At 68.7% G+C, this 23,517-nt stretch carries 25 protein-coding genes and 1 riboswitch; of the genes, 12 read left to right on the top strand and 13 right to left on the bottom strand.

Annotation, left to right across the window (positions count from 1 at the left end):
• The first annotated feature begins 15 nt into the window (after positions 1-15).
• A complete protein-coding gene (gene rdmE / locus EDD40_RS28255) occupies positions 16-1,554 on the top strand; it encodes an aklavinone 12-hydroxylase RdmE (RefSeq protein ID WP_123745609.1) in 1,539 nt (512 codons plus the stop codon).
• Positions 1,555-1,727: 173 nt separating this feature from the next.
• Here rdmE and EDD40_RS28250 read toward each other — a convergent pair whose 3' ends face one another.
• A complete protein-coding gene (locus tag EDD40_RS28250) occupies positions 1,728-2,996 on the bottom strand; it encodes an MFS transporter (protein ID WP_123745608.1) in 1,269 nt (422 codons plus the stop codon).
• A 187-nt stretch (positions 2,997-3,183) separates the two neighbouring features.
• Between EDD40_RS28250 and EDD40_RS28245 the strand changes: the two genes are divergently transcribed.
• From EDD40_RS28245 to EDD40_RS28225, 5 genes are all read left to right on the top strand, one after another.
• Complete coding sequence (locus tag EDD40_RS28245) at positions 3,184-3,537, top strand: SSI family serine proteinase inhibitor (RefSeq protein WP_123745607.1); 354 nt, start codon at positions 3,184-3,186, stop codon at positions 3,535-3,537.
• Between the two features lie 303 nt (positions 3,538-3,840).
• On the top strand, positions 3,841-5,754 hold the full coding sequence (locus EDD40_RS28240; RefSeq protein WP_123745606.1) for an ABC1 kinase family protein: 1,914 nt from the start codon (positions 3,841-3,843) through the stop codon (positions 5,752-5,754).
• A 31-nt stretch (positions 5,755-5,785) separates the two neighbouring features.
• On the top strand, positions 5,786-6,493 hold the full coding sequence (locus EDD40_RS28235; protein WP_123745605.1) for a hypothetical protein: 708 nt from the start codon (positions 5,786-5,788) through the stop codon (positions 6,491-6,493).
• A complete protein-coding gene (locus tag EDD40_RS28230) occupies positions 6,486-6,800 on the top strand; it encodes a transcriptional regulator (protein ID WP_123745604.1) in 315 nt (104 codons plus the stop codon). The genes EDD40_RS28235 and EDD40_RS28230 overlap by 8 nt, the downstream gene beginning before the upstream one ends.
• Positions 6,797-7,282, top strand: a complete 486-nt coding sequence (locus EDD40_RS28225; protein ID WP_123745603.1) for a glutathione peroxidase — start codon at positions 6,797-6,799, stop codon at positions 7,280-7,282. Before EDD40_RS28230 ends, EDD40_RS28225 begins: the two co-directional genes overlap by 4 nt.
• Positions 7,283-7,461: 179 nt before the next feature.
• Here EDD40_RS28225 and EDD40_RS28220 read toward each other — a convergent pair whose 3' ends face one another.
• The 9 genes from EDD40_RS28220 to EDD40_RS28180 all read right to left on the bottom strand — a co-directional run bounded on the left by EDD40_RS28220 (position 7,462) and on the right by EDD40_RS28180 (position 14,622).
• Complete coding sequence (locus EDD40_RS28220) at positions 7,462-7,725, bottom strand: hypothetical protein (protein ID WP_170185217.1); 264 nt, start codon at positions 7,723-7,725, stop codon at positions 7,462-7,464.
• 80 nt (positions 7,726-7,805) lie between these two features.
• Entirely contained in the window at positions 7,806-9,026 is a 1,221-nt protein-coding gene (locus EDD40_RS28215; protein ID WP_246037852.1) for a tyrosine-type recombinase/integrase, read from the bottom strand.
• 19 nt (positions 9,027-9,045) lie between these two features.
• Positions 9,046-9,243: a helix-turn-helix transcriptional regulator gene (locus tag EDD40_RS28210; RefSeq protein ID WP_123745600.1), complete on the bottom strand. Its 198-nt coding sequence runs from the start codon at positions 9,241-9,243 to the stop codon at positions 9,046-9,048.
• 14 nt (positions 9,244-9,257) lie between these two features.
• Complete coding sequence (locus EDD40_RS28205; protein ID WP_123745599.1) at positions 9,258-10,916, bottom strand: replication initiator; 1,659 nt, start codon at positions 10,914-10,916, stop codon at positions 9,258-9,260.
• The gene (locus tag EDD40_RS28200; RefSeq protein ID WP_123745598.1) at positions 10,913-12,385 is read right to left on the bottom strand and encodes an FtsK/SpoIIIE domain-containing protein; all 1,473 of its coding nucleotides are present in this window, start codon (positions 12,383-12,385) and stop codon (positions 10,913-10,915) included. Before EDD40_RS28200 ends, EDD40_RS28205 begins: the two co-directional genes overlap by 4 nt.
• Positions 12,386-12,731: 346 nt before the next feature.
• The gene (locus EDD40_RS28195) at positions 12,732-12,986 is read right to left on the bottom strand and encodes a transcriptional regulator (protein ID WP_246037851.1); all 255 of its coding nucleotides are present in this window, start codon (positions 12,984-12,986) and stop codon (positions 12,732-12,734) included.
• Entirely contained in the window at positions 12,983-13,270 is a 288-nt protein-coding gene (locus tag EDD40_RS28190; RefSeq protein ID WP_148088937.1) for a hypothetical protein, read from the bottom strand. The genes EDD40_RS28195 and EDD40_RS28190 overlap by 4 nt, the downstream gene beginning before the upstream one ends.
• A gap of 28 nt (positions 13,271-13,298) precedes the next feature.
• A complete protein-coding gene (locus tag EDD40_RS28185) occupies positions 13,299-13,733 on the bottom strand; it encodes a hypothetical protein (RefSeq protein WP_123745596.1) in 435 nt (144 codons plus the stop codon).
• Positions 13,734-13,872: 139 nt separating this feature from the next.
• A complete protein-coding gene (locus EDD40_RS28180; RefSeq protein WP_246037849.1) occupies positions 13,873-14,622 on the bottom strand; it encodes a GntR family transcriptional regulator in 750 nt (249 codons plus the stop codon).
• Positions 14,623-14,723: 101 nt separating this feature from the next.
• Between EDD40_RS28180 and EDD40_RS28175 the strand changes: the two genes are divergently transcribed.
• Positions 14,724-15,146 (top strand): NUDIX hydrolase, encoded by a 423-nt coding sequence (locus EDD40_RS28175; protein ID WP_123745594.1) that lies wholly within the window; start codon positions 14,724-14,726, stop codon positions 15,144-15,146.
• A gap of 13 nt (positions 15,147-15,159) precedes the next feature.
• On the opposite strand, the gene EDD40_RS41145 is transcribed toward EDD40_RS28175, so the two are convergent.
• The 3 genes from EDD40_RS41145 to gcvH all read right to left on the bottom strand — a co-directional run bounded on the left by EDD40_RS41145 (position 15,160) and on the right by gcvH (position 18,870).
• The gene (locus tag EDD40_RS41145; protein WP_148088936.1) at positions 15,160-16,278 is read right to left on the bottom strand and encodes a hypothetical protein; all 1,119 of its coding nucleotides are present in this window, start codon (positions 16,276-16,278) and stop codon (positions 15,160-15,162) included.
• 842 nt (positions 16,279-17,120) lie between these two features.
• Positions 17,121-18,485 (bottom strand): L-serine ammonia-lyase, encoded by a 1,365-nt coding sequence (locus EDD40_RS28170; RefSeq protein ID WP_123745593.1) that lies wholly within the window; start codon positions 18,483-18,485, stop codon positions 17,121-17,123.
• A 4-nt stretch (positions 18,486-18,489) separates the two neighbouring features.
• A complete protein-coding gene (gene gcvH / locus EDD40_RS28165; RefSeq protein ID WP_201437479.1) occupies positions 18,490-18,870 on the bottom strand; it encodes a glycine cleavage system protein GcvH in 381 nt (126 codons plus the stop codon).
• Positions 18,871-19,017: 147 nt separating this feature from the next.
• Positions 19,018-19,112, bottom strand: a riboswitch (glycine riboswitch).
• Positions 19,113-19,307: 195 nt separating this feature from the next.
• Here gcvH and ald point away from each other — a divergent pair.
• From ald to EDD40_RS28140, 5 genes are all read left to right on the top strand, one after another.
• A complete protein-coding gene (ald, locus tag EDD40_RS28160) occupies positions 19,308-20,414 on the top strand; it encodes an alanine dehydrogenase (protein WP_123745592.1) in 1,107 nt (368 codons plus the stop codon).
• Positions 20,415-20,757: 343 nt separating this feature from the next.
• Positions 20,758-20,940, top strand: coding sequence for a hypothetical protein (locus EDD40_RS28155; RefSeq protein ID WP_123745591.1), 183 nt, complete (start codon positions 20,758-20,760; stop codon positions 20,938-20,940).
• A gap of 5 nt (positions 20,941-20,945) precedes the next feature.
• Entirely contained in the window at positions 20,946-21,320 is a 375-nt protein-coding gene (locus EDD40_RS28150; RefSeq protein ID WP_123748339.1) for a hypothetical protein, read from the top strand.
• Positions 21,321-21,368: 48 nt separating this feature from the next.
• Positions 21,369-22,553: an ABC transporter ATP-binding protein gene (locus EDD40_RS28145; protein ID WP_123745590.1), complete on the top strand. Its 1,185-nt coding sequence runs from the start codon at positions 21,369-21,371 to the stop codon at positions 22,551-22,553.
• Positions 22,553-23,425 (top strand): ABC-2 transporter permease, encoded by an 873-nt coding sequence (locus EDD40_RS28140; RefSeq protein WP_170185216.1) that lies wholly within the window; start codon positions 22,553-22,555, stop codon positions 23,423-23,425. The genes EDD40_RS28145 and EDD40_RS28140 overlap by 1 nt, the downstream gene beginning before the upstream one ends.
• The last annotated feature ends 92 nt before the right edge of the window (positions 23,426-23,517 follow it).

The following is a 23,517-nucleotide window of genomic DNA, read 5'->3' as shown; positions in this document are numbered from 1 at the left end:
CTAAGATTCTTAGTCATGGGAGACGACAGGCGTGTGCAGGTGCTGGTGGTCGGGGCGGGGCTCAGCGGGTTGACGGCGGCGTTGTTCCTGGCGCAGCAGGGCGTTTCGGTGCTGGGCATCTCCAAGCACCGGGGGACGTCGCCGCACCCGAAGGCGACCGGGCAGACGCACCGGACGATGGAGGTGCTGCGCCGGGCCGGCGTCGCCGACGAGGTGCTGGCCGGCGAGGCGGGCCTGGGCGGCGGGCTGGTGATCAAGGTCGCGGAAAGCCTGCGCGGACGGGTGTTTCACTCGATCGTGCACGAGGACGACGAGTGGGACGCCACGCTCAGCCCCGAGCGCCCGGCGCTGGCGAGCCAGGACCACGTGGAGCCGGTGCTGCTGCGCCGGGCACGCGAGCTGGGCGCGGAGGTGCTGTTCGAGACCGAGTTGGTGTCGCTGGCGCAGGACGACGACGGGGTGACGGCGCGGGTTCGTTCGGCCGGGGACGAGTACGCCGTCCGGGCGGACTACGTGATCGGCGCGGACGGGCACCGGGGCGTGGTGCGCGGGTTCGCGGGCATCGGGCGGCAGGGACCGGGCGAGCTGACGCGCCACGTCGGCGTGGTGTTCGACGCCGACCTGACCGCGCACATCGTGCCCGACAAGCTGACCTTGTTCTACTTGCGGAACCCGGCGTTCACCGGGGCTTTCGTCGCGACGAACACCGCGCGGCGCAACGTGTTCACCATCGAGTACGACCCGGCGCGCGAGTCGGCCGCCGACTACCCGGTCCAGCGGTGCGTCGAGCTGCTGCGGATCGCGACGGACGCGCCCGACCTGGAGCCGGACGTCCTGGAGGTCACCGCGTGGGAGATGGCGGCGTGGGTGAGCGACCGGTTCCGGGCGGGGCGGGTGTTCCTGGTCGGCGACGCGGCGAAGGTGACGCCGCCGACCGGCGGGCTCGGCGGGAACACGGCGATCGGCGACGGGTTCGACCTCGCGTGGAAGCTCGCGGAGGTGCTGAAGGGCGAGGCCGGGGTCGGCCTGCTGGACAGCTACGAGGCCGAGCGGCGGCCGTACGCGAAGCTGGTGGTGGACGGGTCGTACGCGAACTACGTGCAGCGGTTCGCGCCGCACCTGGCCGGTCCGGACGTGCCGGCCGAGGTCGACCCGATGCACCTGACCCTGGGCTACCGCTGCCGTTCGAACGCCGTGCTGATCGAGGACACCGACCCGTCGCCGATGGAGGACCCGGCCGACCCGTCCGCCCGTCCGGGCTTCCGCGCGCCCCACGTCGTGGTGACCCACAACGGCCGTGAGGTGTCCACTGTGGACCTGTTCCGCACCTGGACCCTGGTCACCCTGAACCCGGACTGGCGCGCCGTTGCCGCGCCGTCCCTGCACGTCCCCGCCGTCACCGACCCGACCGGCGCCCTGTCGACCCGCTACCGCATCGGCCGGACGGGCGCCGCCCTCGTCCGCCCCGACGGCGTCATCGCCCACCACACCACCAATCCCCCCGCCTCCCCCACCGCCCTCACCACCACCCTCCACACCCTGAAATCCCTCTAACCCCGAGAGTCCAACCTCCACACCGCGAGAGTCGTACCTTCACAGCGCGAGAGTCCTACGTTCGGAGCACCTGAATTCATCATTCGGCATACCGCGCGGTCGGTCCGAGCGTTGAATTCAGGGTGCGTGAACGTTGGACTCTCGCGCCCTGAACGTTGGACTCTCGCGGGGGGTTAGGGGTGGCGGCGGAGGGTTTCGCCGATGGCGAGGAGGGAGAGGGTGCTGATCACGGCGCCCACGACCAGGTAGAGGGAGATCGGCCACGAGGCGTGGGTCGGCGTGACGCCGAGGAGCCACGTGGCGATCACCGGGGACAGGCCCCCGCCCAGCACGGCGCCGAGCTGGTAGCTCAACGAAACGCCGCTGTACCGCACACGGGTGCCGAACAGCTCGGCGTAGTAAGCGGGCATGGGGCCGAAGACGGCGGCCGAACCCGTGAACGCCACCACCATCGCCAGCACGACCAAGCCGGTGGAGCGGGTCTCCAGCAGCCAGAACAGCGGGAACGCGAACACGCCCAGGAACGCCGCCCCGCCGAGCATCACGGGCAACCGGCCCACCCGGTCCGACAGCCGCGCGAACACCAGGATCGCCACCGCCTGCGCGAACGCCCCGATCAGCCCGGCCGTCAGCAGCGTCCCCCGCGCCATCCCGAGCTGGCGCGTCCCGTACGACACCGCGAACGTCGCCACCACGAAGATGAACATGTTGAACCCGAGGTTCACCCCCGCGCCCAGCAGCACCTTCCGCCACGACTCCCGCAGCACCACGGCCACCGGCAGCCGCACCGCGCCCGCCGACTCCCGCGCCTCGCGGAACACCGGGCTCTCCTCCACCGACAGCCGCACGTACAGCCCGACGGCCACCAGCACCAGGCTCAGCAGGAACGGCACCCGCCAGCCCCAGCTGAGGAACGCGTCGCCGGACACCGCGGTCGACGCCGCCATCGCGCCGTTGGCCAGCAGCAGCCCGATCGGCGACCCGAGGAACGTCCAGCTGCCGTACCACCCGGTCCGCCCCGCGGGCGCGTGCTCGACCGCCATCAACGTCGCGCCGCCCTGCTCGCCGCCGAGGAAGAACCCCTGCACCACCCGCAGCAGCACGAGCAGCAGCGGCGCGGCCAGCCCGATCGAGGAGTACGTCGGCAGCAGCCCGATGGCCGCCGTGCACAAGCCCGTCACCGTCAACGTCAGCACCAGCATCGACCGCCGTCCGAGCCGGTCGCCGAAGTGGCCGATCACCACCCCGCCCAGCGGCCGGGCGAGGAACCCCGCGCCGAACGTGGCGAACGCCAGCAGCGTGCCGATGCGGGGGTCGAAGGACGGGAAGAACAGCTTGTCGAACACCAGCGCGGACGCGGTGCCGTAGAGCAGGAAGTCGTACAACTCCACCGCGTTCCCGGCGGAACTGGCGAGCGCCACCCTGCGCACCTCGGAAGCCATCCACCCACCCTGGCCCGCGCGGGCGCACAGCCACCTCGACAGTGAGCCACATCACATCAGATCACTTCGACAATTACCCACGGGTTGCGCAACCGGGCACGGCCGAGCTGAGTCGATCTTGCCGGAAACCACACGATCCGGTGAGATGCCTGGAGTTCAGCGGTAATCGGCGTCCAGGCTGTGGAGCATGGCACCACTCCCGTTGTTCGCGGCGATCGCCGCGCTGATCCCCGCGTTCTCCGCGCCGGAGTCCTCTTTCGTGCTCAGCGTGCAGCGCGCCGACTCAGTCCTGTTCTCGAACCTGACCTGCGAGCCCGCCGGCGGGCTGCACCCCAGGGCGGACGAGGCGTGCCTCGCGCTGTCCGATGTGGACGGCCAGGTCGGCGGCCTGTCGACCGGCCAGGGCCTGTGCACGCTGGAGTACGACCCGGTGCGCGTCACGGCGTCCGGCACGTGGCGCGGCGAGACGCGGTCGTTCGAGGCCGAGTTCGCGAACTCGTGCGTCATGCGCGCCGAGACCGGCCCGGTCTTCGACTTCTGACCCGGCGACCGGCACCGGGGCAGCACACCCGTGGAGGGCCCGCGACACCGCCGCCGAAGTCGTGGCCCTCCACGGGATCGTGCGAAGGTCCTCGGACCTCTCAGGCGACCGTAGGGACTACCGCACCCGAACGTCAACACTCTTCACACTCGTGAAACGGGGACGCCGCACGGCACTACCCGAAGCCACTACCGGGTGATTCGCCTCCTCTGAGCCATCCGTGTGATCGGACCTTTCCGTCAGACACGCACCGTCTCAGGAAGCCCGTTCTATCCTCCGCGCGAACCGCTTGGGGGAAGACGTATGGGTGATTTCCTGCTGTACACGGTCGGTGTTCCGACGACGTTCCTGGCGCTGGTGCTCGGCATGGCTCTGGCCGCGCGCCGCATCCTCGGGCTCCACGTCGGGCTGATCCGCACCACCCTCGCGTGCATGGTCGGCCTGTCGATGAGCGAGGCCGCGCTGAACGCCATGCCGGGCCCGGAGACCACGCCCGCGCTGGCCACCGTGCAGGTCGGCATCGCGCTGCTGATGATGATCGCGCTGCTGACCTTCGCCGAGATCGTGGTGCCGACCGGGTCGATCCCGCCGCCCACCGAGTGGTGGCGCGCCCTGCGCGGGCGGATCTCGCGCGCCCGCCGCTACTCCCGGATCACCGCGATCGCGTTCCGCCACGGCCTCGGCCCCTACCTGCGCGGGCGGGAGCGCACCGACACCCGGTTGGCGCGGTCGCTGCGGCTGGCGCTGGAGGAGGGCGGTGTCACGTTCGTCAAGCTCGGCCAGGTGCTGTCCACGCGGCCGGACCTGCTGCCGCCGGACGTGGTCGACGAGCTGGCGCTGTTGCAGGACAAGGTGCCCGCCGCGCCGTGGCCCGCGGTGCGCGAGGTGCTGGTGGCCGAGCTGGGGCAGCCGCCGGAGGACGTGTTCGCCGAGTTCGACGAGCGGCCGATCGCCGCCGCGTCCGTCGCGCAGGTGCACCGGGCACGGCTGAAGTCCGGCGAGGACGTGGTGGTGAAGGTGCAGCGGCCGGGCGTGCGGCGGGTCGCCGAGGCCGACCTGGACATCGTGATCCGGCTCGCGTCGACCATGCACGACAAGACCCGGTGGGGCAAGGCGATCGGGGTGCGCGACCTGGCCGCCGGGTTCTCCGCCGCGTTGCGCGAGGAGCTGGACTTCCGGGTCGAGGCGCGCAACCTGGCGGCCGTGCGGGCGGCGTCCGACGGCACGGACGTGGTGCTGCCCGCCGTGCACGAGGACCTCTGCACGGCACGCGTGCTGGTCATGCAACGGCTGGACGGCGCGCCCGTGCGGTCGGCGTCGCTGGAGTCGGTGGACCGCGACGCGCTGGCCCGCACCCTCCTGGACGCGCTGCTGCGCCAGGTGATGCTCAACGGCGTCTTCCACGCCGACCCGCACCCCGGCAACATCATGCTGCTGGGTGACGGCAGGCTCGGCATGCTGGACTTCGGCTCGGTCGGCCGGATCGACGCGCAGCTGCGGTCCGCGCTGGGCAAGCTGCTGCTCGCCATCGACCACGGCGACCCGGCCGGCCTGCGCGACGCGCTGCTGGAGCTGGTGGCTCGGCCCGACGAGATCGACGAACAGCAGCTGGAGCGCGCGCTCGGGCAGTTCATGGCCCGGCACCTCAGCACCGGGATGCGGCCGGACGTCGAGATGTTCGGCGACCTGTTCAAGCTGGTCTACCGGTACGGGCTGAGCATCCCGCCGGAGATCGCGGCGGTGTTCCGGGCGCTGGCCACGGTGGAGGGCACGCTGGCCGCGTTGTCGCCGGGCTTCAACATCGTGGTCGAGTCGCGGTCGTTCGCGGACAAGCAGTTCAGCGCCCACCTCACGCCCGAGTCGCTGAAGCGCACCGTGACCGAGGAGCTGCACGCGATGCTGCCCATGCTGCGGCGGCTGCCGCGGCGGGCGGACCGGATCTCCAGCGCGTTGGAGCAGGGCCGGCTGGGGCTGAGCATGCGGCTGTTCGCCGACGAGCGCGACCGGCAGTTCATCGTCTCGCTGCTGCACCAGGTGATGCTGACCGTGCTCGGCGCGACGGCGGGCGTGATGGCGGTGCTGCTGCTGGGCGCGGACGGCGGGCCGCGGGTCGGCCCGGACATCTCGCTGTTCCAGGTGTTCGGCTACAACCTGCTGGTCATCAGCGTGCTGCTCGGGCTGCGGGTGGTGGTGACCATCTTCCGGCCACGCGGTTGACGTGGCCGGTTTGCGGTGCAAACCTGATTGAGTGGCAGACCTGCTGGGTGACCTGGCCAAGCTGCGCCGCCGTGCGCGGGAGGACCGGCACGCCTACTCGTTCCCGCTGCTGTTCTTCGGCGTCGCGTCGTTCCTGGCCGTGCCGCTGCACGCGCCGGGGTCGGCGTCGCGCGGGTTCGACGTGCGGCACCCGGTGGCGCTCGGCGTGTACTGGACGGCCGTCCTCGTGGTGGGCGGGCTCGCGACGGTGTGGTGGTACCGCGGACGCGGCGCGCGGGTGGGCATCGAGACGTCCACCGGGGGCTACCTCGGCGCGCTGGCGATCGGCCTGAGCGGCCCGGTGGTCGGCCTGGCCCTGGACCACCTGCCGTTCAGGTTCTCCTCGGGCACCGCGGTCGGGCTGATCCTGCTCGCCGCGGCGACCGTGCTGTGGCGGTGGAAGGCGCCGCGCGCGGCGACCCTGACGGCGGCCGTGCTGGGCACGGCGGTCCTTCAGCACGACCAGCCGGCGATCGGGCAGTTCATCACCATCGGCCTCGGCCTGGTGGTGCTGGCGGCGGTGGAGCGCAGCACCCGGTTCACCACCATCACGGCGGCGTACCTGGTCGCGCTGTGCGTGTCCGCCGGCTTCACGCCGCTGGAGGGCGTCACGCCCAGCACGTGGTCGTTGGGCAGCGTGGTCGTGCTGCCCGGGTTGGTGCTCGTCGTCGGCGGCCTGGCGGGTTTGCGGCGTGGCTGAGCACCCGACCGCGTCGCTGGACGACGTGGTGCACCAGAAGCACCGGCTGGGCATCCTCACCGTGGCGGCGGAGGCGAAGCGGGTCGAGTTCGGCTACCTGCGGTCGACCCTGGAGCTGACCGCGGGCAACCTGTCGCGGCACATCGCGGTGCTGGAGCAGGCCGGGCTGGTCGCGGTGGAGAAGGGGTACGACGGCAAGCGGCCCCGGACGTGGGTCCGGGTGACGGCGGCGGGCGTGACCGCGCTGGCGGCGGAGATGACGGCCCTGCGTGCGCTCGTCGAACGGCACGTAGCCTCGCGGGCATGAGCATCCACGACATCCCGCTGCGCACGCTGTCCGGTGAGCCGTCGAGCCTGGGCGAGTTGGCCGGCAAGGCGGTGCTGGTGGTGAACGTCGCCTCGAAGTGCGGGCTGACGCCCCAGTACCAGGGCCTGGAGCGGTTGCAGGAGCGGTACGCGGCCCAGGGGTTCTCCGTGGTCGGGTTCCCGTGCAACCAGTTCGCCGGGCAGGAGCCGGGCACGGCGGAGGAGATCGCCACGTTCTGCTCCACCACCTACGGCGTGACGTTCCCGCTGTTCGAGAAGGTCGAGGTGAACGGCCCGTCCCGGCACCCGCTGTACACCGAGCTGACGGCGTTCGCGGACACCGACGGCGCGGCCGGTGACGTGCAGTGGAACTTCGAGAAGTTCCTGCTGGCCCCGTCCGGCGAGGTCGTCGCGAGGTTCCGGCCGCGCACCGAGCCTGAGGACGAGGCCGTCGTCAAGGCGATCGAGGCCGTCCTGCCCTGACCAGGCGGGCGCGGGAGGCGGCCGTCCACCGCCTCCCACGCCCACGTCAGCACTCGATGACGTTCACGGCCAGGCCGCCGCGCGCGGTCTCCTTGTACTTGACCTTCATTGACCAAGGTTCTTGACCAGCGGAAACGCACTCAACGCAGCCGTCAGGCCGTTTCCAGGCCGCCGCTGAACTACTTCGCCTCCAGCCGCACACGGGTGTTACCGGCGATGGCTTCCGCCCATGTGTCCAGTTTCCTCTTGTCGAGGTTCTCGCCAGTGGCGCGCTTCCACTCGGCAGCCAACTGCTTCTTGACCTCCTCGACCGGCTGCCCTGCACACCGCTGAAAGACCCGATCAAGAGCCGGCTGAAGGTTCTTCTTAACGTGCTCCTTCACCGCCTCACGAGCAGCCTTGTTGATCGCATTCTTGTCGAAGTTCCACGAGACGCTTGCCATGTCCACCTCTTTTCCACGCTTACCTTGCAGTTGGCGGGCAGGGTAATTCGCAGGTCCGACATTTTCAGGAGTGCTCGTCGCTACGAGGCCAGAGGAAGATCGCCAACATGGCGGATCGCCTGCATTGCTTTGTCCACGGCTCGTCGAGTTCGATCATTGCTTGACGGAAGCAGATGCGTGTACACGCGCATCGTGAATGCCGGGTCGGCGTGACCCAGCCACTCGGCCAGAGCCTTGATCGACTCGCCGCCGTCGAGCAGGACCGAGGCGAAGAAGTGCCGCAGGGCGTGCATGCCGTCCTGCCGTTTGGTCCGCCCCATGCCCGCCTTGTCGAGCGCGGGCCGCCACACCAGTCGGTTGAAGTCTGACCGGTAGACCGCTCCCCCGGCGTCCGTGGAGAGGACCAGCCGCACGGTCTCAGGCGGGCCGTCCGGCTCCTTCCACGGCAGCGTGACCGTCACCGGTTCGACCTGCCGGATGTGGGCGTCGATATCCCGCAGGACCGACTGCGCCAGCGGCAATGAGCGCTCCTTGCCGCCCTTCGGAGGCGCGAACACCAAGCGGTTGTCGACCACGGTCACCTGCCGGACGACGTGAAGCATGTTCGCCTCACGGACGATGTCCGCGTCGGAGAGCCCGAACACTTCACCCTGCCGAAGGCCACAGCCGGCACCCAACACGACAGCGAGCCGGTACCGCTCCGGCAACTCTGCCTGGACCGCCGCCACCTTTCCCGGAGACCACGGAACGATCTTCCGCTTGTCCGGTTGCGGCCGGGGCACGCTCTTGACCTTGCACGGGTTGGAGCCGATCCGCCTGTCATCGACGGCCGCGTCGAGGATGGCGGACAGGTGGACGAAGCACACCGATCGGGTGCTGTTGGCGATCTTCTTGGAAGTTAACCAGGCCAGCCAGTCACGGATGTGCCGAGGCAGCAGCGCGCCCAACTCGACCTCACCGAGCTTCGGGTAGATCAGGCTGTCGAGCCGGCTCCGCACGGAGGCCCGCGTCCCACCGGAGAACGCCATCCCGCGAAACCACTCGTCCCCGTAGGTCCGCAGGGTGATCTTCCCGGCGTTCGGGTCCCGGTAGTCGCCGGAGTGCTTGGCCGACTCCACCTCGCGCAGGTAGTCCTCCGCCGCCTTCTTCGCGCGGTCCGGGAAGCTCTTGCCCTTCTCATTCCCCTCCGGGTCGAGGTACCGCACCCTGTACCGCATCCCCTGCCCGTGCAGAGCCGTCTTGACCCGCTTGACCTCCTTCGTGGCCGGGTCGCGGACTTCCTTCCACCAGCGGTCTTGCACGTGTCCCACGACAGCCCCCCTACGCCGCTCGGTCGGTCAGGCCGTCAACCCACGCGCGCACCTGGTCAGGCACGTAGCGCAGGTACTTTCCGATCTTCCGCACCGGTGGGCCCTCACCCCGCCACTTCCACTGGTAGAGCGTCTTCACCGGCACCCCGAGGTAGGCCGACACGTCCTCGACGCTCCAGAGCCGATCAATCTCCCGCGTGTCACTCATGGCATCCCCCCAGTTCAAGCGGCCAGCGGTCGAGTTGCTGAAACATCGGGGCCGGGTCGTCGCAGATGCGTGAGCGTGGCTTGCGCCTGCTGGTACTCGGCCTGCCAGGCGAGCCGCTGGGCGATCATGTGCATCAGCAGTTCTGTCCTGGACGGGGCGTGTGGGTCACCAGGCCGGACCGGTCCCCACTGGAGCCGCGCTCGCTCGTCCTCCGGCTTGGCGATGCCCGCAGCCTTGAGCGCTTCGCGGACGAACGTGGCCCGGTCCGCCTTGTGCTCGGCGAGGGTCTTGCCCGACCAGCGACGCGAGACCAGGACCCGACGACCGGGCAGGCCGAGGGTGTCTCGGCGGTGTGCCTTGCCCTTGCAGTGGCCGGGTGTGGTCTTGGACGTGACGCCCTTGGGCTGGACGCCGTAGAGGAGCCAGACCGCGCAGCGCTCCGAGCACGGCGTGACGGCCAGCTCGGCGGCCAGGCGGTCGGCGTGGTCGGCCAAGCGTGGTGAGGCGTCCTGTTCGACCACTTCGGTGATGGACTTGGTGAGGTACTTGGTCAGGTAGCCGATGTGCCGCCCGGACTCCTCCGTGCCTCCGAGGATGCCTTTCGAGTGCACCTGGCGGCCGAACCCGGCCACGTGGGCCGGAGCATCCAGGTCGGCCACGGCGTCGGCCCAGGTGGTCAACGGCTGTTCGGTGTCCGGGTCCACGAAGCCCTTGGTGCGCATGTCCCAGACCGGCAGGCGTTCGCCGCTGTACTTCAGGTGGTCGTGGTCGGGCCACCACACCTGGAGGTAGGTGGCTGCGGTGACCTGGCGGATGACCTTGTGCGGGATGGAGCCGCGCACGGCGAAGTGGGCGTGCGGGGTGATGCGGCGTTGTGGCTCGACCGTGCCGAAGTACTGGGCGTCGAAGCCGACGACCCGGCGGAGGTTCTGCCACCACCGGTCGACCAGGGAGGCGAAGTGCACGGCGTCTCGAGCCGCCCGCCGGTAGTCGTACGTGTTCGGGTCGACCGGGGCACCGTCCGAGGTGACCTTGCCGTAGGTGTCGAGTGTGAGCGTGATGAACGTCGAGGGCCGGTACTTGCCCGCGAACTCCCGCCCCACGGTGCGCTTGGCGACCTTGCGACGAGGCAGGTTGGGCGCGTCCTGCCTGCGCCGGGTGGAGCGCGTGGGCGCCGGTCGACCAGGACGCTCGACGTTGGGGAGGTTCCCGCGGACTCCCTCCCGCTTCAGGTCCGCATCGGCCTCCCGGATGCCCTCGCGTAGGTCTTCCACCTGGTCGACCGCACCCTCAGCAACGGCACGGCGGTACTCGGCGGTCAGGTCCGAGCGGTAGGTGACCAGCTCGACCTGATCGGTGGTGGGTGCGTGACGTTCGGCCACGGGTTCGTGGTCGAGGTGCCAGCCCTCGCGGCACTGGGCCATGCGGGAGCGTCGGTTGCGTTCGGCGCAGGCCGGGCACTTGGTCGCCTGGGTGGAGTTGCAGCGGATGCCGACGATCCGCACTTCTCCGGTGTCCAGGTCCACGACTTCCCGCAGGACCGGCCGGGTGCAGACGCCGTGCTGTTCGGCCGCCGCTTTGACCACGTCGAGGGACAGCGGCAGGCGGGCGCGTTCGGCCGAGGTCATGCCCGCCACGTCGAGCGGCACCGCAGGGACAACAGGGGTGGTCATGCCGCAGCACCTCCGGTCGCGTCGCCATCGGGTCGGTTCGGGAACTCGTGCACGGTCGCGTCGGCCAGGTAGACGCCCAGCTCGACAAGGTCCGCGTCGGTGACGTGGAAGGCCCGCACGCGCTCCGGCTCACCGCGCCCATCGGTCTTGACCCAGGCCACGCCGGGTGTCTGCTCGCTGATCTCGTGGGCCGCCGCGCCACGGGCACGAGCACCGTCGCCCAGGACCATGTCCACCTGCGCCGACTCGTCCAGGCGCAGCGCCACGCGGGTGCCGAACAGGTGCCGGAAGCCCACGACCTCCTTGCGTGGGTCCTGCACCAGGCCCAGGACGCAGAAGCCCGGAGCACGGCCCTGGGAGGTGATCGTCTGGATGGCGCGGGTGGCTCGGTCCCGTAGGCCCTTGTCCGGCTGGTAGGCGATCAGGTCCGCCAGCTCATCGACCACCAGCACCGTGAACGGCTCACCGTTGGAGTGAGCCCACAGCCGGCGGACACCCCGGTACCGCGCCGCACGCTCCTTGACCTCGGCCGCCAGCTCCTCCAGCAGCTCGACCGCCTCACGGCCGTTGTCGAACACCAGCCGGGCGAACGCGTCCGGGCACTGCCCCAGCTCCATGCCGCCCTTGGGGTCGATGCCCACCAGGCGCACGAGACCGGCCCGCACCGCCGGAGCAAGGTGCCAGATGATCGACCACAACACCGATCCCTTGCCCGCACCCTGCACGCCGACGCCGAGAACTTGGTTGCCCTGCAAGCGAATCCGCCACGGCTTGCCGGTCTCCGTGCGTCCGACCACCACCCGCTTGAGATCGACCGCGTCCGCATCGTCGGCCAGACTCGGCACCGGCAGCGACCGGGCCAACGGGTCGGAGTGGATGAAGTCCAGTTCGATCACCTTCGGCCGCAGCACCCGCACCCGGCACGACTGCGCCCCGAACGAGTGCGCCAGGCCGTCACGGCGCAGCTCCCACGCCTCAGGTGCCTGCGACGGGATCATCCGCACCCGGACCCGGTCCCGCCAACCCTCGGACCGGACGCGCCGCAGCTTGGGCCGGTACTCACGTCCCCGGTTGTCCTTGGCCAGCTCCGCCAGGCGCATGGTGGTGCGCCAACGCAGCACGTAGACCGTCGCCCGCCGGTACTCGGTGACCAGCCGGAACCACACGTGCCGCAGGAACGATCCCCGATCCAGTCCGGCCCAGATCGTGAACCCCGCCGTCAGGCTCAGCAAGGCCAGGACCAGCGGCGACAGCCCGAACCGCAGCCAGCACCAGGCCGCTGCCAACGGCACCAGCGTGACCACCGGGTACCGGACCACGACGAGCACCAGGCGCACGACGCCGACCAGCGCCAGCCACACCACGGCGACCACCAGGGCCAGCCACTTCAGCTTGCCCGGCACCAACGCCCACCACGGCACCCGAGGCCGGGCACCCTCGAACGGAGCCGGATCAACCCAGCGCGCCATCAGGCCGCACCCCCGACCGGGGCGAAGATCAGCGCGAGCCACCCCAGACAGGCGCAGCAGGCGAGCTGTCCGGGCGCGAACACACCGAACCGCTTGCACCGCCGGCACTTCGAACCGTTGGACAGCTTCCACCCTGACGAGGCGACGGCCCGATTTGACGCACGTCCCCCGCGACGAGATACCCTCGACATGACTGGAATCCCTTGTGTGTCACCAAAAGTGCATGGCGAAGCCAGTCAGGTGAGTCGCAGGGAGACAGCCGGAGCCCGCCAAGACTTGGACTGCCTCCCCGCGACCACACCGACCAGCCGCGATCTGTTCAGTTGTCACGCACCCACAGGCACGGTCACCCCTCGCTGACGTCGACCTCGAACAGGTCCTCGAACGCCATCGGCGCAAGAGCCTTCAACGCACCGGCGATGAACCCCGGCCCCGGCATCAACTCACCAGTCCGCACGCGCTTCACCGTCGACCGGTTGAGCCCCATGGCCTTGGCCAACGCGTACTCCGACCGGAACCCCGCCAACGCCATGGCCCGTCCGAACGAGTTCGCCCGTAAGAACACCGCGTACTTCGGCTTGGCACCGGTGGCAGCGGTCATCGCGGTCGACTCCCCGGCCCGGACTCCCCGAAGAACGTGGCGTCCGACAACACCGTGCCGCTCCCCGGCATCAACAGGTGGTTCGGTGACGGGTCGAGCACTCCCACGAGGAAATGCGCGCACCGGGCCAACTCGGTCAGGAAGGTCGCCAACCTCTGCCGCCCGTCCTCGTCCTCCGGCAGGCCCAGCACGACCTCACCGGGGTCCATCACCAGGCGCAGCCCGTACCAGTCCGTACCCGGCTTGGTGACCACCTGCGGCGCGGCGTTCGGACCAGGCGTCATCAATCCTTCGATCTCCACGACGCCCCTCTCAGGCCGCAACCGGCGGAGCGCCCGCCGACGAGTCCGACTTGCCGTTGCCCCGACGCCCCTTGGCCGCTGCCTCCTGCGGCGACACCATCTCCTCGGCCCAAATCGTGTAGTTGACCCAGCCGTCCCGGACGTAGGGCGACACCTTCAGCCCGGTGAACACCGCCGGGCGGAACGGCGTACCGGGCAACACCTCCGGCGGCACCGGCTGGTACTCCGACGCGATCTTGACCACCGCACCGGTGTTCTTGCCCCGCGCCGACGGGTCCGTGCCCTGCACCGTCCACACCGGCAGGCCCGTCACCTTGTCGTTGGCCGGACGCGGTGCCTTGCCCTCGTTGAACTCCTGCGCCCGCTCCACCTTCAGCACGAAGAACCCTTGCGGGAACAGCTCGTCGAAGGTGATCGGAAACCTGTGACCAGCAGGAATAGCCATCGTTAGACCTTTCTCGATCTTCCGTTGGGCTCCTTGCCCGGAGCCAATCAGCTCACCTAGTCCTCTAGACAAGTTCACCGTACCTAGTCGTCTAGAGGAGTTCAACTACTCCGCCTTTCTCTTCGCTTATGCAACCGACTCACTTGGCCGGAACGTCGTACTCCAGCACGAACGACGTGGCCACCTTGACCGTGTCGCAGACCTCCACCGGACGGCCCTTGGTGTCGAACGCCGTGCGGACCAACGTCAGCACCGGTGACCCCGACCCGATCTCCAACGCCTTGCGCTCATCCGGCGAAGGCATCCGCGCCGACACCTCCTCGGTAAACCGCGCCAGCTCGTGCCCCGCCTCCTCGATCCGCGCATAGATACCACCGGGCCCGGTGTTGACCTCCGCGATGGCTGTCCCCTTGGCGATCGACTCGGGGATGTACGACGTGGCCACCTCCACCGGCCGCCCATCAGCCAGGTACCGCCGAGCCCGAACGATCACCCGTTCCCGCGGCTTCAACCCCAACCGCTCCGCCACCTCAGCCGACGCAGCCTCGTTGGTCACCCGGATCTGATCGACGGACGGCACATGCCCAGCCGCCTCAGCCTCAGCCAGGAAGGCCGACTTCCCCTCCTGCCGATGCCGCCGCGCGAACCGATCCGACGCCAACCGACGCACCGGCGGCGCCGACCGCACGAACACACCCTTACCGTGCTGCGCCACCACCAGACCCTCGGTTCGCAGCTCCTTGATGGCCTCACGAACCGTCATCCGAGCCACGCCGTAGTGCTCGATCAACACCGCCTCGGACGGCAACTGCTCACCAGCAGCCAGACGACCGCGCTCGATGTGCCGACGCAGGATGTCAGCGATCTGCCGATACGGCGGACGATCCACCGTCCTGTCTATAGTCCCTAGATCGAGCATGGTCTCCTACTCCTACAGACGACTAGACGTGTACATGGTCCCACAGGGGCCACGCGAACGAAAGCGGACCAATGACAGACACGCCGCGCTATTCAGTCAGCGTCGCCGGAATCGTCGTCAACGGCTCCGGCCAAGTCCTCGCCATCCGCCGCCGCGATAACGGTCACTGGGAACCGCCAGGCGGAGTGCTGGAGATGGCCGAGACGTTCGAAGAGGGCGTGCGGCGAGAAGTTTATGAAGAGACAGGGCTCTCCGTCCAGGTAGACCGCCTGACTGGCGTCTACAAGAATATGCAACGCGGTATCGTTGCGCTGGTCTACCGCTGCACACCGCTGAACGAGCCGATCCCTGCAACCGCCGAAGCTGCCGAAGTCCGCTGGATGACGCTACACGAAGTACGCGAAGCCATGTCACCCGCCTACGCCGTACGAGTCACTGACGCGCTCGAAGCCGAAGTTCGCACTCGATCTCACGACGGCGTGAACCTGCTATGAAATCATCAAGGATTTATTTACTTTGCTTGAATTGAGCTAGAGCGCCAGCCAAATCCTTGAATGCAGCTACACGCTGCAAAAGAAACGCATCGAAAGTCCCTATGAACGTCAGCAGGAACCAAACAACACCAGCAGCCACTAGGCCACCGTTCCACAAACCCGGTAGATCCACTCCAAAAACGCGTGCACCGAAAATTACAACAAGAGGGAGAGCACCCAGGGAAAGCGCCCAGAACTTCACCATCACTAGGCGCAACCTCTGACGCAGGGTAACAATACTTGGCGCGTCCTTAACAGGCAAATACTGAAGATACCCGTACCAAATAGCATAAACAGCACCATTAACGTTCTCCAGAAGCTCTTCTCTCGTACCCTTTCCCGCTAGTGCCACCAAACCTTGATAGCTACGCAGCGCATGTGCACAAGACCGGCATTGCTCGATATAAGCAACCCTGCAAGCCGTATCGTACACAGGGATTTGACGCCATAGCCCTTTCTCTACAAAGTGGGCAGCATCACGCAAGGCTCTAACCAACAAACGACGTCCACTCAAGCTTGAGAACCTTTTCTCATCAACCAGTATCGTTACGCAACGGAACAGTTGGATCAGGGCACAGGCACTCGGATTACGCGCCATCGCGTGAGCTCTAGAACGCTTATTCACCAAAAACACCGAGGCGAGCGATAGATTCACCACAGTAAAAACGCTCAAAACAGATTCCGCTGCAACAACCAAGAGCAGGCCGTACATCGAATCTTGCTTGATGGCAATCACCGGGCCAGCCTGGCGGATGTCAGCAATAATGGCGAATACTACGGCCAGGGCGACAAAAAGCTCCACAAAAACAAACGTTCGCATGTAGTTTAAGACAGTTGCCAGCCTGAGAACCGTCAAAAGACAGAAGCCTGCAACGAACCAAGCCCCATACCCTACAGCGAGGCCCAGGTAGTCCAACCGATCCACCAAGTAGTTCGAAACTAACAGGCCAATCAAGAAGAAGGTACCGCACCAAACAGGGAAAGCCAAATCGATATTGACCGACCTTCTAACCTCCGTGCTGATTGCAAACTTACGAACTTCACGGTAGCCAATCAACGGCATGTCATCCCGATTGGCTATCAACTTGCCCATTTGCTCATTTATAATTTTTTCCGAGCTAGCGGTTTTGCGAAGCGACGTGCGTACATCGTTTCGAGTGGCTGACGGCACCTTCCTTACGTAGCGCGCATAGCGATTCTCGCGTGTAAACATTGTTTTGCCAAAACCGTACAGTTTGCAAGCGAGGACTTTCGATGATTTTTCTACACGTTCGACCGAGTCCCCTTCCCTTGCGTTTACCGAAGCTTCTACCTTCTCCAAAGGAGCCCTTTTACTCACTGTTACCAACTCACACCCCACTCGATAATGTTTGTGGCGAACATGACGCGCACGAACCCAAGAGCCACCTCCAGCACCTATCGATCGAGCCTAAAATTTCGTTACGCACGCGAGCGACTTGATTCGCCGAATTGCGCTGTATGGGATCAAGGCGCGCCGCCTGCGGCGGCGCGCGGCAGGGTCCGACGCACGTTGGCACCGACTCCCCGCATCCCGGCACGCCGGGCTCCCGCTCCGCTCCGCCCGTCGACCGGGCGCGGAGTCGGTGCACGTGGTTGGGAGGCGGCGCGCGCCAGCAGGAGGCACGACAGCTACCGGCCGCAGCAGTCGGGACGATCGCGCGGTCACGCGGCTTGATCGGGCTGGGCACGGCGATCGGCTGCCGCAGCGGCTTCGCCGCCTTGCCACCGAGAAGTCGTTGTGCGGCAACGAGGTTCAGGGCCACGACGCGCGAACGGGCTCCACCCTGCGTTACCGAGGTGGAGCCCGTCAGGTGCGGCTCAAGATCAGGCCGTCTCCAGGCCGTGGGACGTCAGGCAGTGGCGAGAACCATCGAGCAGTGATAGAAGCCATTCGCCCTGGTCAGAGGCCAAATCTCAGCACTCGATGACGTTCACGGCCAGGCCGCCGCGGGCCGTCTCCTTGTACTTGACCTTCATGTCCTTGCCCGTCTCACGCATGGTCTTGATGACCTTGTCCAAGGAGACGAAGTGCGAGCCGTCGCCGCGCAACGCCATCCGCGCCGCGGTGATCGCCTTGATCGACGCCAACGCGTTGCGCTCGATGCACGGGATCTGGACCAGTCCCCCGATCGGGTCGCACGTGAGCCCCAGGTTGTGCTCCATGGCGATCTCGGCCGCGTTCTCCACCTGCTCCGGCGTGCCGCCCATGACCTCGGCCAGCCCGCCCGCCGCCATCGAGCACGCCGAGCCGACCTCGCCCTGGCACCCGACCTCGGCGCCGGAGATCGAGGCGTTCTCCTTGAACAGCACGCCGACCGCGCCCGCCGTCAGCAGGAACCGCACCACGCCGTCGTCGGACGCGCCCGGCACGAAGCGGGTGTAGTAGTGCAGCACGGCGGGCACGATGCCGGCCGCGCCGTTGGTCGGCGCGGTCACCACGCGGCCGCCGGCGGCGTTCTCCTCGTTCACCGCCAACGCGAACAGCGTCACCCAGTCCATCACCCGCAACGGGTCGGTGGCGTAGTGCTCGGCGGTCATCCGCTGCCGCATCTCGGCCGCGCGGCGCCGCACCTTCAGGCCACCGGGCAGCACGCCGGTCTGCGTGCAGCCGCGCTCGACGCACTGCTGCATCACCTCCCAGATCCCCAGCAGCCCCGAGCGCACCGACCGCTCGTCGCGCCACGACAGCTCGTTGGCCAGCATGACCTCGCTGATCGACAGCCCGGTCTCCCGGCACCGCGCCAGCAGCTCGTCACCCGTCCGGAACGGGTGCGCGACCGGAGTCTCGTCGGCCTTGATCCGGTCGGCGCCGGTGGCCGTGTCGTCCACCACGAACCCGCCGCCGACGGAGTAGTACACCGCCGAGTCGACCACGGCGTCACCCGAGTGGGCGGTGAAGCTCATGCCGTTGGGGTGCAGCGGCAACGACTTGCGCCGGTGCATCACCAGGTCGGTGTCCTCGGTGAACGCGATCTCCCGCGCGCCGGCCAGCCGCAGCCGTCCCGTGGCGCGGATCTCCGCCACCCGCCGTTCGGCCTCTTCGGGGTCGACCTCCTCCGGTCGGGAGCCCTCCAGGCCGAGCAGCACCGCTTTGGGGCTGCCGTGCCCGTGCCCGGTCGCGCCGAGCGAGCCGAACAGCTCCACGTGCACCCGGTCGACCGAGGCCGCCGAGGGCCGAAGCCGTTGCGCGAACATCATCGCCGCGCGCATCGGGCCCACCGTGTGCGAGCTCGACGGTCCGATGCCGACGGAGAACAGGTCGAACACGCTGATCGCCATGACGTCAGTCCCCGGTCAGTTCCGCGTACTTCACCGCGGTCAGCAGCCCGGACGCGTCGGTCACGGCCACCTTGAACAGCCAACCGGCCCCGTACGGGTCGTTGTTGATCAACGAGGGGTCGCGCACGGCGGTCGGGTTGACCTCCACCACCTCGCCGCTGACCGGCGCGTACAGGTCGCTGACCGACTTGGTCGACTCCAGCTCGCCGCACACCTGGCCGGACGTCACCACGGCGCCCACCTCGGGCAGCTCCACGAACACGATGTCACCCAACGAGTCCGCCGCGTACGACGTGATGCCGACCGCCACGGGCTCTTGGGTACCCGGCGCCCAGTCCACCCACTCGTGTTCTGGCGTGTACAGCAGGTTGTCCGGATAAGTCACGACAGCGCTCCCTCACGGCAAGGTCCACCAGAGCCCCACTCTGTCCTGGGACCTGAGAGCTTCGCCGGGGTGTCGCGACGGCTGACCGTCGGTCCGACCCGGCTTGCACCGTGGGTGCGCGCGGTTGGGCGCGCTTTCCAGAGTCGCCTCACCCGAGCGGTTCTCGCTGCCTGAGAGTGTGCGGGGTACTTGCTCCTTCGGCGCCCCGGCACGTTCACCGAGGTCTCTCCCGCGCGGGTTCCGGCGCTCCTGGCGCGCCGCGGCCGATGTTCAGTTGGTTGGCCCGCACGCTAGGTGCCGGGCCCGACGGGTGTCAACGCGCCACCGGGCTTGTTCGATCAGCACAACGCCGAACCGGCCCGTTGGTGCCGGCGGCACGATGACACCGAATACCCGTTACCGGACCTTTGGTGTAACAACGGCCGAAGGAGCCCACCGTGCGGATCGCCGTCCCCCGTGAGATCAAGAACCACGAGTACCGCGTCGCGCTGACCCCGGCGGGCGCCCACGAGCTGACCCAGCGCGGCCACGACGTGGTGGTCGAGGCCGGCGCAGGGCTCGGTTCGGCCATCACCGACGAGGAGTACCTGGCCGCGGGCGCGAAGGTGCTGCCCGGCGCGGACGACGTGTGGGCCGAGGGCGACCTGGTGCTCAAGGTCAAGGAGCCGATCGCCGAGGAGTACCCGCGGCTGCGCAAGGGCCAGGTCCTGTTCACGTACCTGCACCTGGCCGCCGACCGGCCGCTGACGCAGGCGTTGCTGGACTCCGGCACCACCGCCGTCGCCTACGAGACCGTGCAGACGCCGAACGGCGCCCTGCCGCTGCTGGCGCCGATGTCCGAGGTGGCGGGCAGGCTCGCACCGCAGGTGGGCGCGTACTCGCTGATGAAGCCGTCCGGCGGGCGCGGCGTGCTGCCCGGCGGCGTGCCGGGGGTGCACCCGGCGCGGGTGGTCGTGATCGGCGGCGGCGTGGCGGGCCTCAACGCGGCGGCGATCGCCGTCGGCATGGGCGCGGACGTGCAGGTCCTGGACACCAGCGTGGACCGGTTGCGCCACATCGACGCGCTCTACCAGGGCCGCCTGCGCACCGTGACGTCCAACCGGTACGCGGTCGAGGAGGCCGTCCGCGAGGCGGACCTGGTCATCGGCGCGGTGCTGGTGCCCGGCGCGAAGGCGCCGAAGCTCGTCGGCAACGACCTGGTGGCCGACATGAAGCCCGGCTCGGTCCTCGTGGACATCGCGATCGACCAGGGCGGCTGCTTCGCCGACTCGCGGCCGACCACGCACGCCGACCCGACCTACCAGGTGCACGACACCGTCTTCTACTGCGTGGCGAACATGCCCGGCGCCGTGCCGCGCACGTCGACCTACGCGCTGACCAACGTGACGCTGCCGTACGCCGTGGCGCTGGCCGACCTGGGCTGGGAGGCCGCGCTGCGGGCGGACGCGTCGCTGGCGCTCGGCCTGAACGCGCACGAGGGCCTGCTGACGAACCTGCCGGTCGCGCAGGCGCACGGGATGACCCACACGCCGGTCGACCTCTGACACCCCGCTACCGCGAAGGGCCCCGCTCACGTGCTGTGAGCGGGGCCCTTCGGTGAGAAAGACGGCCCGCTCAACCAGCCTGGGGGTCACTGGGAGCGGGCCGCGTGACCAATCTTAGCCGGGAACAGGGGTCCCTGCCCAGCGACCCCACCGATCCGGCGCACATTTCGCCCGGCGGTGGCGACACGCTGTGTGCGCGCTCAAGCAATCGAGTGAACTTGGGTGATAACGGGTAAGTCACGACGCCCTCGCGACCGATGCACAGGGCGGGAACCCCGCAGCTACGGAGCGGGGTCGTCCGCTCGCGCGGCGCTCCGCCGCGCCACCTCCGATCGGAGCGCAGATGGCTGAACCCGAGGGCTGGATCGACTGCCACGACCCGTTCGGGCGGGACCGGTCGATGACCGTGCTCGTCGAGGACGACCGAGTTTTGCTGGTCGCACCGCCCGGCGAGTCCGCTGTGATGTCGGTCACGCAGACGCGCAGGCTGCACCGCTTGCTCGACCAAGTCGCCGACAGGATGTGACCGGCGTGGACGAAGTGCTGCGGGCCGCCGTGCTGCGCCGGCTGGCGTTGCTGGACCAGGTCGCCGAGAGCGGCGCGGCGGACGCCCTGGTGCCGCTCGCGCGGTCCGAGATCCACCGCCTGGCCGACGGCTGGCGGCTGCTGTTGACCGTGCACCAACCCGATCCCGACGGCCGCTGCGGCGCGTGCCCCGGCATCCTGCGGCACAAGAAGTGGCCGTGCCAGGTGTGGACGATGGCCCACCAGCACCTCATCGGCGACGGTCTGCCGCACCGCGAACGCCGCCGCCCGTTGCGCACGTTGCGCCATTCGAAGGACGTCGAGACGACGACCGAGATACCGAGGGTCGCCTCGAAACCACGCCACGCCCTCCCCGAGTGACCCTCCTAGGGCAGGATGACGCCCGGTAGGAGTACTCGGGAGGGACGCGTGCACGACGGCACTGGCCGCATCGTGGTGCAGAACTTGACCAAGCAGTTCGGTCCGGTCGCAGCGGTGCAGAACCTCAGCTTCACAGTGGAACCCGGTTCGGTGACCGGCTTCCTCGGTCCCAACGGGGCCGGCAAGACGACGACGTTGCGCATGCTGCTCGGCCTGGTGACCCCGACCGCGGGCACCGGGCTGATCAACGGCAGGCCGTTCGCCCAGCTCGGCAACCCGGCCCGGGTGGTCGGCGCGGTGCTGGAGGCGCAGGGCTTCCACCCCAAGCGCACCGCGCGCAACCACCTGCGCGTCTACGCGGCCGCGATCGGGGTGCCCGACTCGCGCGCCGACCAGGTGCTCCAGCTGGTCGGGCTCGGCGCGGCGGCCGACCGCAACGCGGGCGGGTTCTCGCTCGGCATGAAGCAGCGGCTGGCCCTGGCCACCGCCCTGCTCGGCGACCCGCAGATCCTGGTGCTCGACGAGCCGGCCAACGGGCTGGACCCGGAGGGCATCGCGTGGCTGCGGACGTTCCTCCAGTCCTACGCGCGCAGCGGGCGGACCGTGCTGATCTCCAGCCACCTGCTGGCGGAGGTCGAGCAGACCGTCGACCAAGTGGTGATCGTCAGCCGCGGCCAGACCATGTACCAGGGGTCGCTCGACCAGCTGCGCGGCCGGCAGCAGGGTCGCGTGCTCGTGCAGCCGTCGGACACCGGCGCGCTGGTCGCGGCGCTGCGCGAGGACGGGGTCGCCGCGATCGAGCAGCTGCCGGACGGCCGCATCGCGGTCACCGGCGTGGCGGCCAAGCAGGTCGCCGACACGGCGTTGAAGGCGGGTGTGTCGGTGTACGGCATCCAGGAGGAGAAGGCCGACCTGGAACGGCTGTTCTTCCAGCTCACCAGCGGCCAGTACGCGGCGCCGGGCCAGTACGCCCAGCCCGTCGCCTACCAGCAGCAGCCGCCGCCCGGCTACCAGCAGCAGTACCAGGCGCCACCCCAGGGCTACCAGCAGCAGCCGGGCTACCAGCAGCCGTACCAGCAGCAACCCGGCTACCAGCAGCCCCCGCAGGACTACCAGCACTACCAACCGCCCGCACCGGGCTACGAGACGCCACCGCCGGGCTCCCAGCAGCCGGCGCAGGACAACCCCTACGGTCGGCAGTCCGGCCAGGACGGCCTCGGGGGCGGTGCGTGATGGGCAACCTGATCAAGTCCGAGTTCCGCAAGACCACCACCACGGGCCTGTGGTGGGGCCTGATGATCCCGACCGTGCTGCTCGCGTTCGGCTGGGCGCTCGGCACCGGGGCCATCTTCAAGACCGTGTCGGACTACATGGGCAGCTCCGACGCCGAGCAACTGGCCACGCTGCTCAACGTGGACCCGTCGCAGTGGCAGATGTCGGTGTTCGGGATCGCCCGCAGCATCAACGTGGCCACGATCTTCCCGATGATCTTCGGCGGCCTGGCGATCGCGAACGAGATCAACCGCAAGACGATCACCACCACGTTCCTGACCGCGCCCAACCGGGTCTCCGCGCTGGCCGCGAAGATGGTCGTCTACATCCTGTGGGGCGCGATCTACGGCATCGCGATCGTGGCGTCGGTGAGCATCGGCATCGCCCTGACCTCGAACGCGAGCTCGCTGCCGGACGCCGGCGGGTGGCTGGCGCTGGCCGGCGTCGGCGTCCTGTCGTCGATCCTGATGACGATGTTCGGCGTGGGCGTCGGCGCGCTGATGACCAGCGTCGTCGGCACCACCGTGGTGCTGCTGCTCTACATGCTGATCGTGGAGAACGGCATCCAGCTCGTGCTGGCGTCGCAGGGCCTGCCGGAGATCATCGGCTTCCTGCCCAACGGGGCGGTCAACGGCCTGACCGGCTCGGTGGCGTCCTCGCTGTTCCTGGCGAACGCCGGGGTCGTGCCGGAGGACCTGGTGGAGGGGCTGCGCGCGTTCGCCGGCGCGCTCGGCGCGTTCGACTGGTGGTTGAGCGGTTTGATCTTCCTCGTCTGGACGGCGTTGTTCTTCCTCGGCGGCTGGGCAGCTACTCAGCGCAAGGACATCACCTGATCGCGTGATCTTGTTCGGCTGATGGAGGCCGCCCCGAAGGTTCGGGGCGGCCTTCGTCACATCCTGAAGGCCGACAGTGTCGGTGGTCCGAC

Origin of the sequence: Saccharothrix texasensis, from assembly GCF_003752005.1 — a bacterium.
Taxonomy (GTDB): Bacteria; Actinomycetota; Actinomycetes; order Mycobacteriales; family Pseudonocardiaceae; genus Actinosynnema; species Actinosynnema texasense.
The sequence above is the reverse complement of the archived record's forward strand: the minus strand, read 5'-3'. Positions and strand labels throughout refer to the sequence as shown.

Bases quoted from the DNA above. Each gene is read 5' to 3' on its own strand.
- rdmE (WP_123745609.1), top strand. From the start codon at position 16: ATGGGAGACGACAGGCGTGTGCAGGTGCTGGTGGTCGGGGCGGGGCTC.
- EDD40_RS28250 (WP_123745608.1), bottom strand. From the start codon at position 2,996: ATGGCTTCCGAGGTGCGCAGGGTGGCGCTCGCCAGTTCCGCCGGGAAC.
- EDD40_RS28245 (WP_123745607.1), top strand. From the start codon at position 3,184: ATGGCACCACTCCCGTTGTTCGCGGCGATCGCCGCGCTGATCCCCGCG.
- EDD40_RS28240 (WP_123745606.1), top strand. From the start codon at position 3,841: ATGGGTGATTTCCTGCTGTACACGGTCGGTGTTCCGACGACGTTCCTG.
- EDD40_RS28225 (WP_123745603.1), top strand. From the start codon at position 6,797: ATGAGCATCCACGACATCCCGCTGCGCACGCTGTCCGGTGAGCCGTCG.
- EDD40_RS28220 (WP_170185217.1), bottom strand. From the start codon at position 7,725: ATGGCAAGCGTCTCGTGGAACTTCGACAAGAATGCGATCAACAAGGCT.
- EDD40_RS28210 (WP_123745600.1), bottom strand. From the start codon at position 9,243: ATGAGTGACACGCGGGAGATTGATCGGCTCTGGAGCGTCGAGGACGTG.
- EDD40_RS28205 (WP_123745599.1), bottom strand. From the start codon at position 10,916: ATGACCACCCCTGTTGTCCCTGCGGTGCCGCTCGACGTGGCGGGCATG.
- EDD40_RS28200 (WP_123745598.1), bottom strand. From the start codon at position 12,385: ATGGCGCGCTGGGTTGATCCGGCTCCGTTCGAGGGTGCCCGGCCTCGG.
- EDD40_RS28195 (WP_246037851.1), bottom strand. From the start codon at position 12,986: ATGACCGCTGCCACCGGTGCCAAGCCGAAGTACGCGGTGTTCTTACGG.
- EDD40_RS28190 (WP_148088937.1), bottom strand. From the start codon at position 13,270: ATGACGCCTGGTCCGAACGCCGCGCCGCAGGTGGTCACCAAGCCGGGT.
- EDD40_RS28185 (WP_123745596.1), bottom strand. From the start codon at position 13,733: ATGGCTATTCCTGCTGGTCACAGGTTTCCGATCACCTTCGACGAGCTG.
- EDD40_RS28175 (WP_123745594.1), top strand. From the start codon at position 14,724: ATGACAGACACGCCGCGCTATTCAGTCAGCGTCGCCGGAATCGTCGTC.
- EDD40_RS41145 (WP_148088936.1), bottom strand. From the start codon at position 16,278: ATGGGCAAGTTGATAGCCAATCGGGATGACATGCCGTTGATTGGCTAC.
- EDD40_RS28170 (WP_123745593.1), bottom strand. From the start codon at position 18,485: ATGGCGATCAGCGTGTTCGACCTGTTCTCCGTCGGCATCGGACCGTCG.
- EDD40_RS28155 (WP_123745591.1), top strand. From the start codon at position 20,758: ATGGCTGAACCCGAGGGCTGGATCGACTGCCACGACCCGTTCGGGCGG.
- EDD40_RS28140 (WP_170185216.1), top strand. From the start codon at position 22,553: ATGGGCAACCTGATCAAGTCCGAGTTCCGCAAGACCACCACCACGGGC.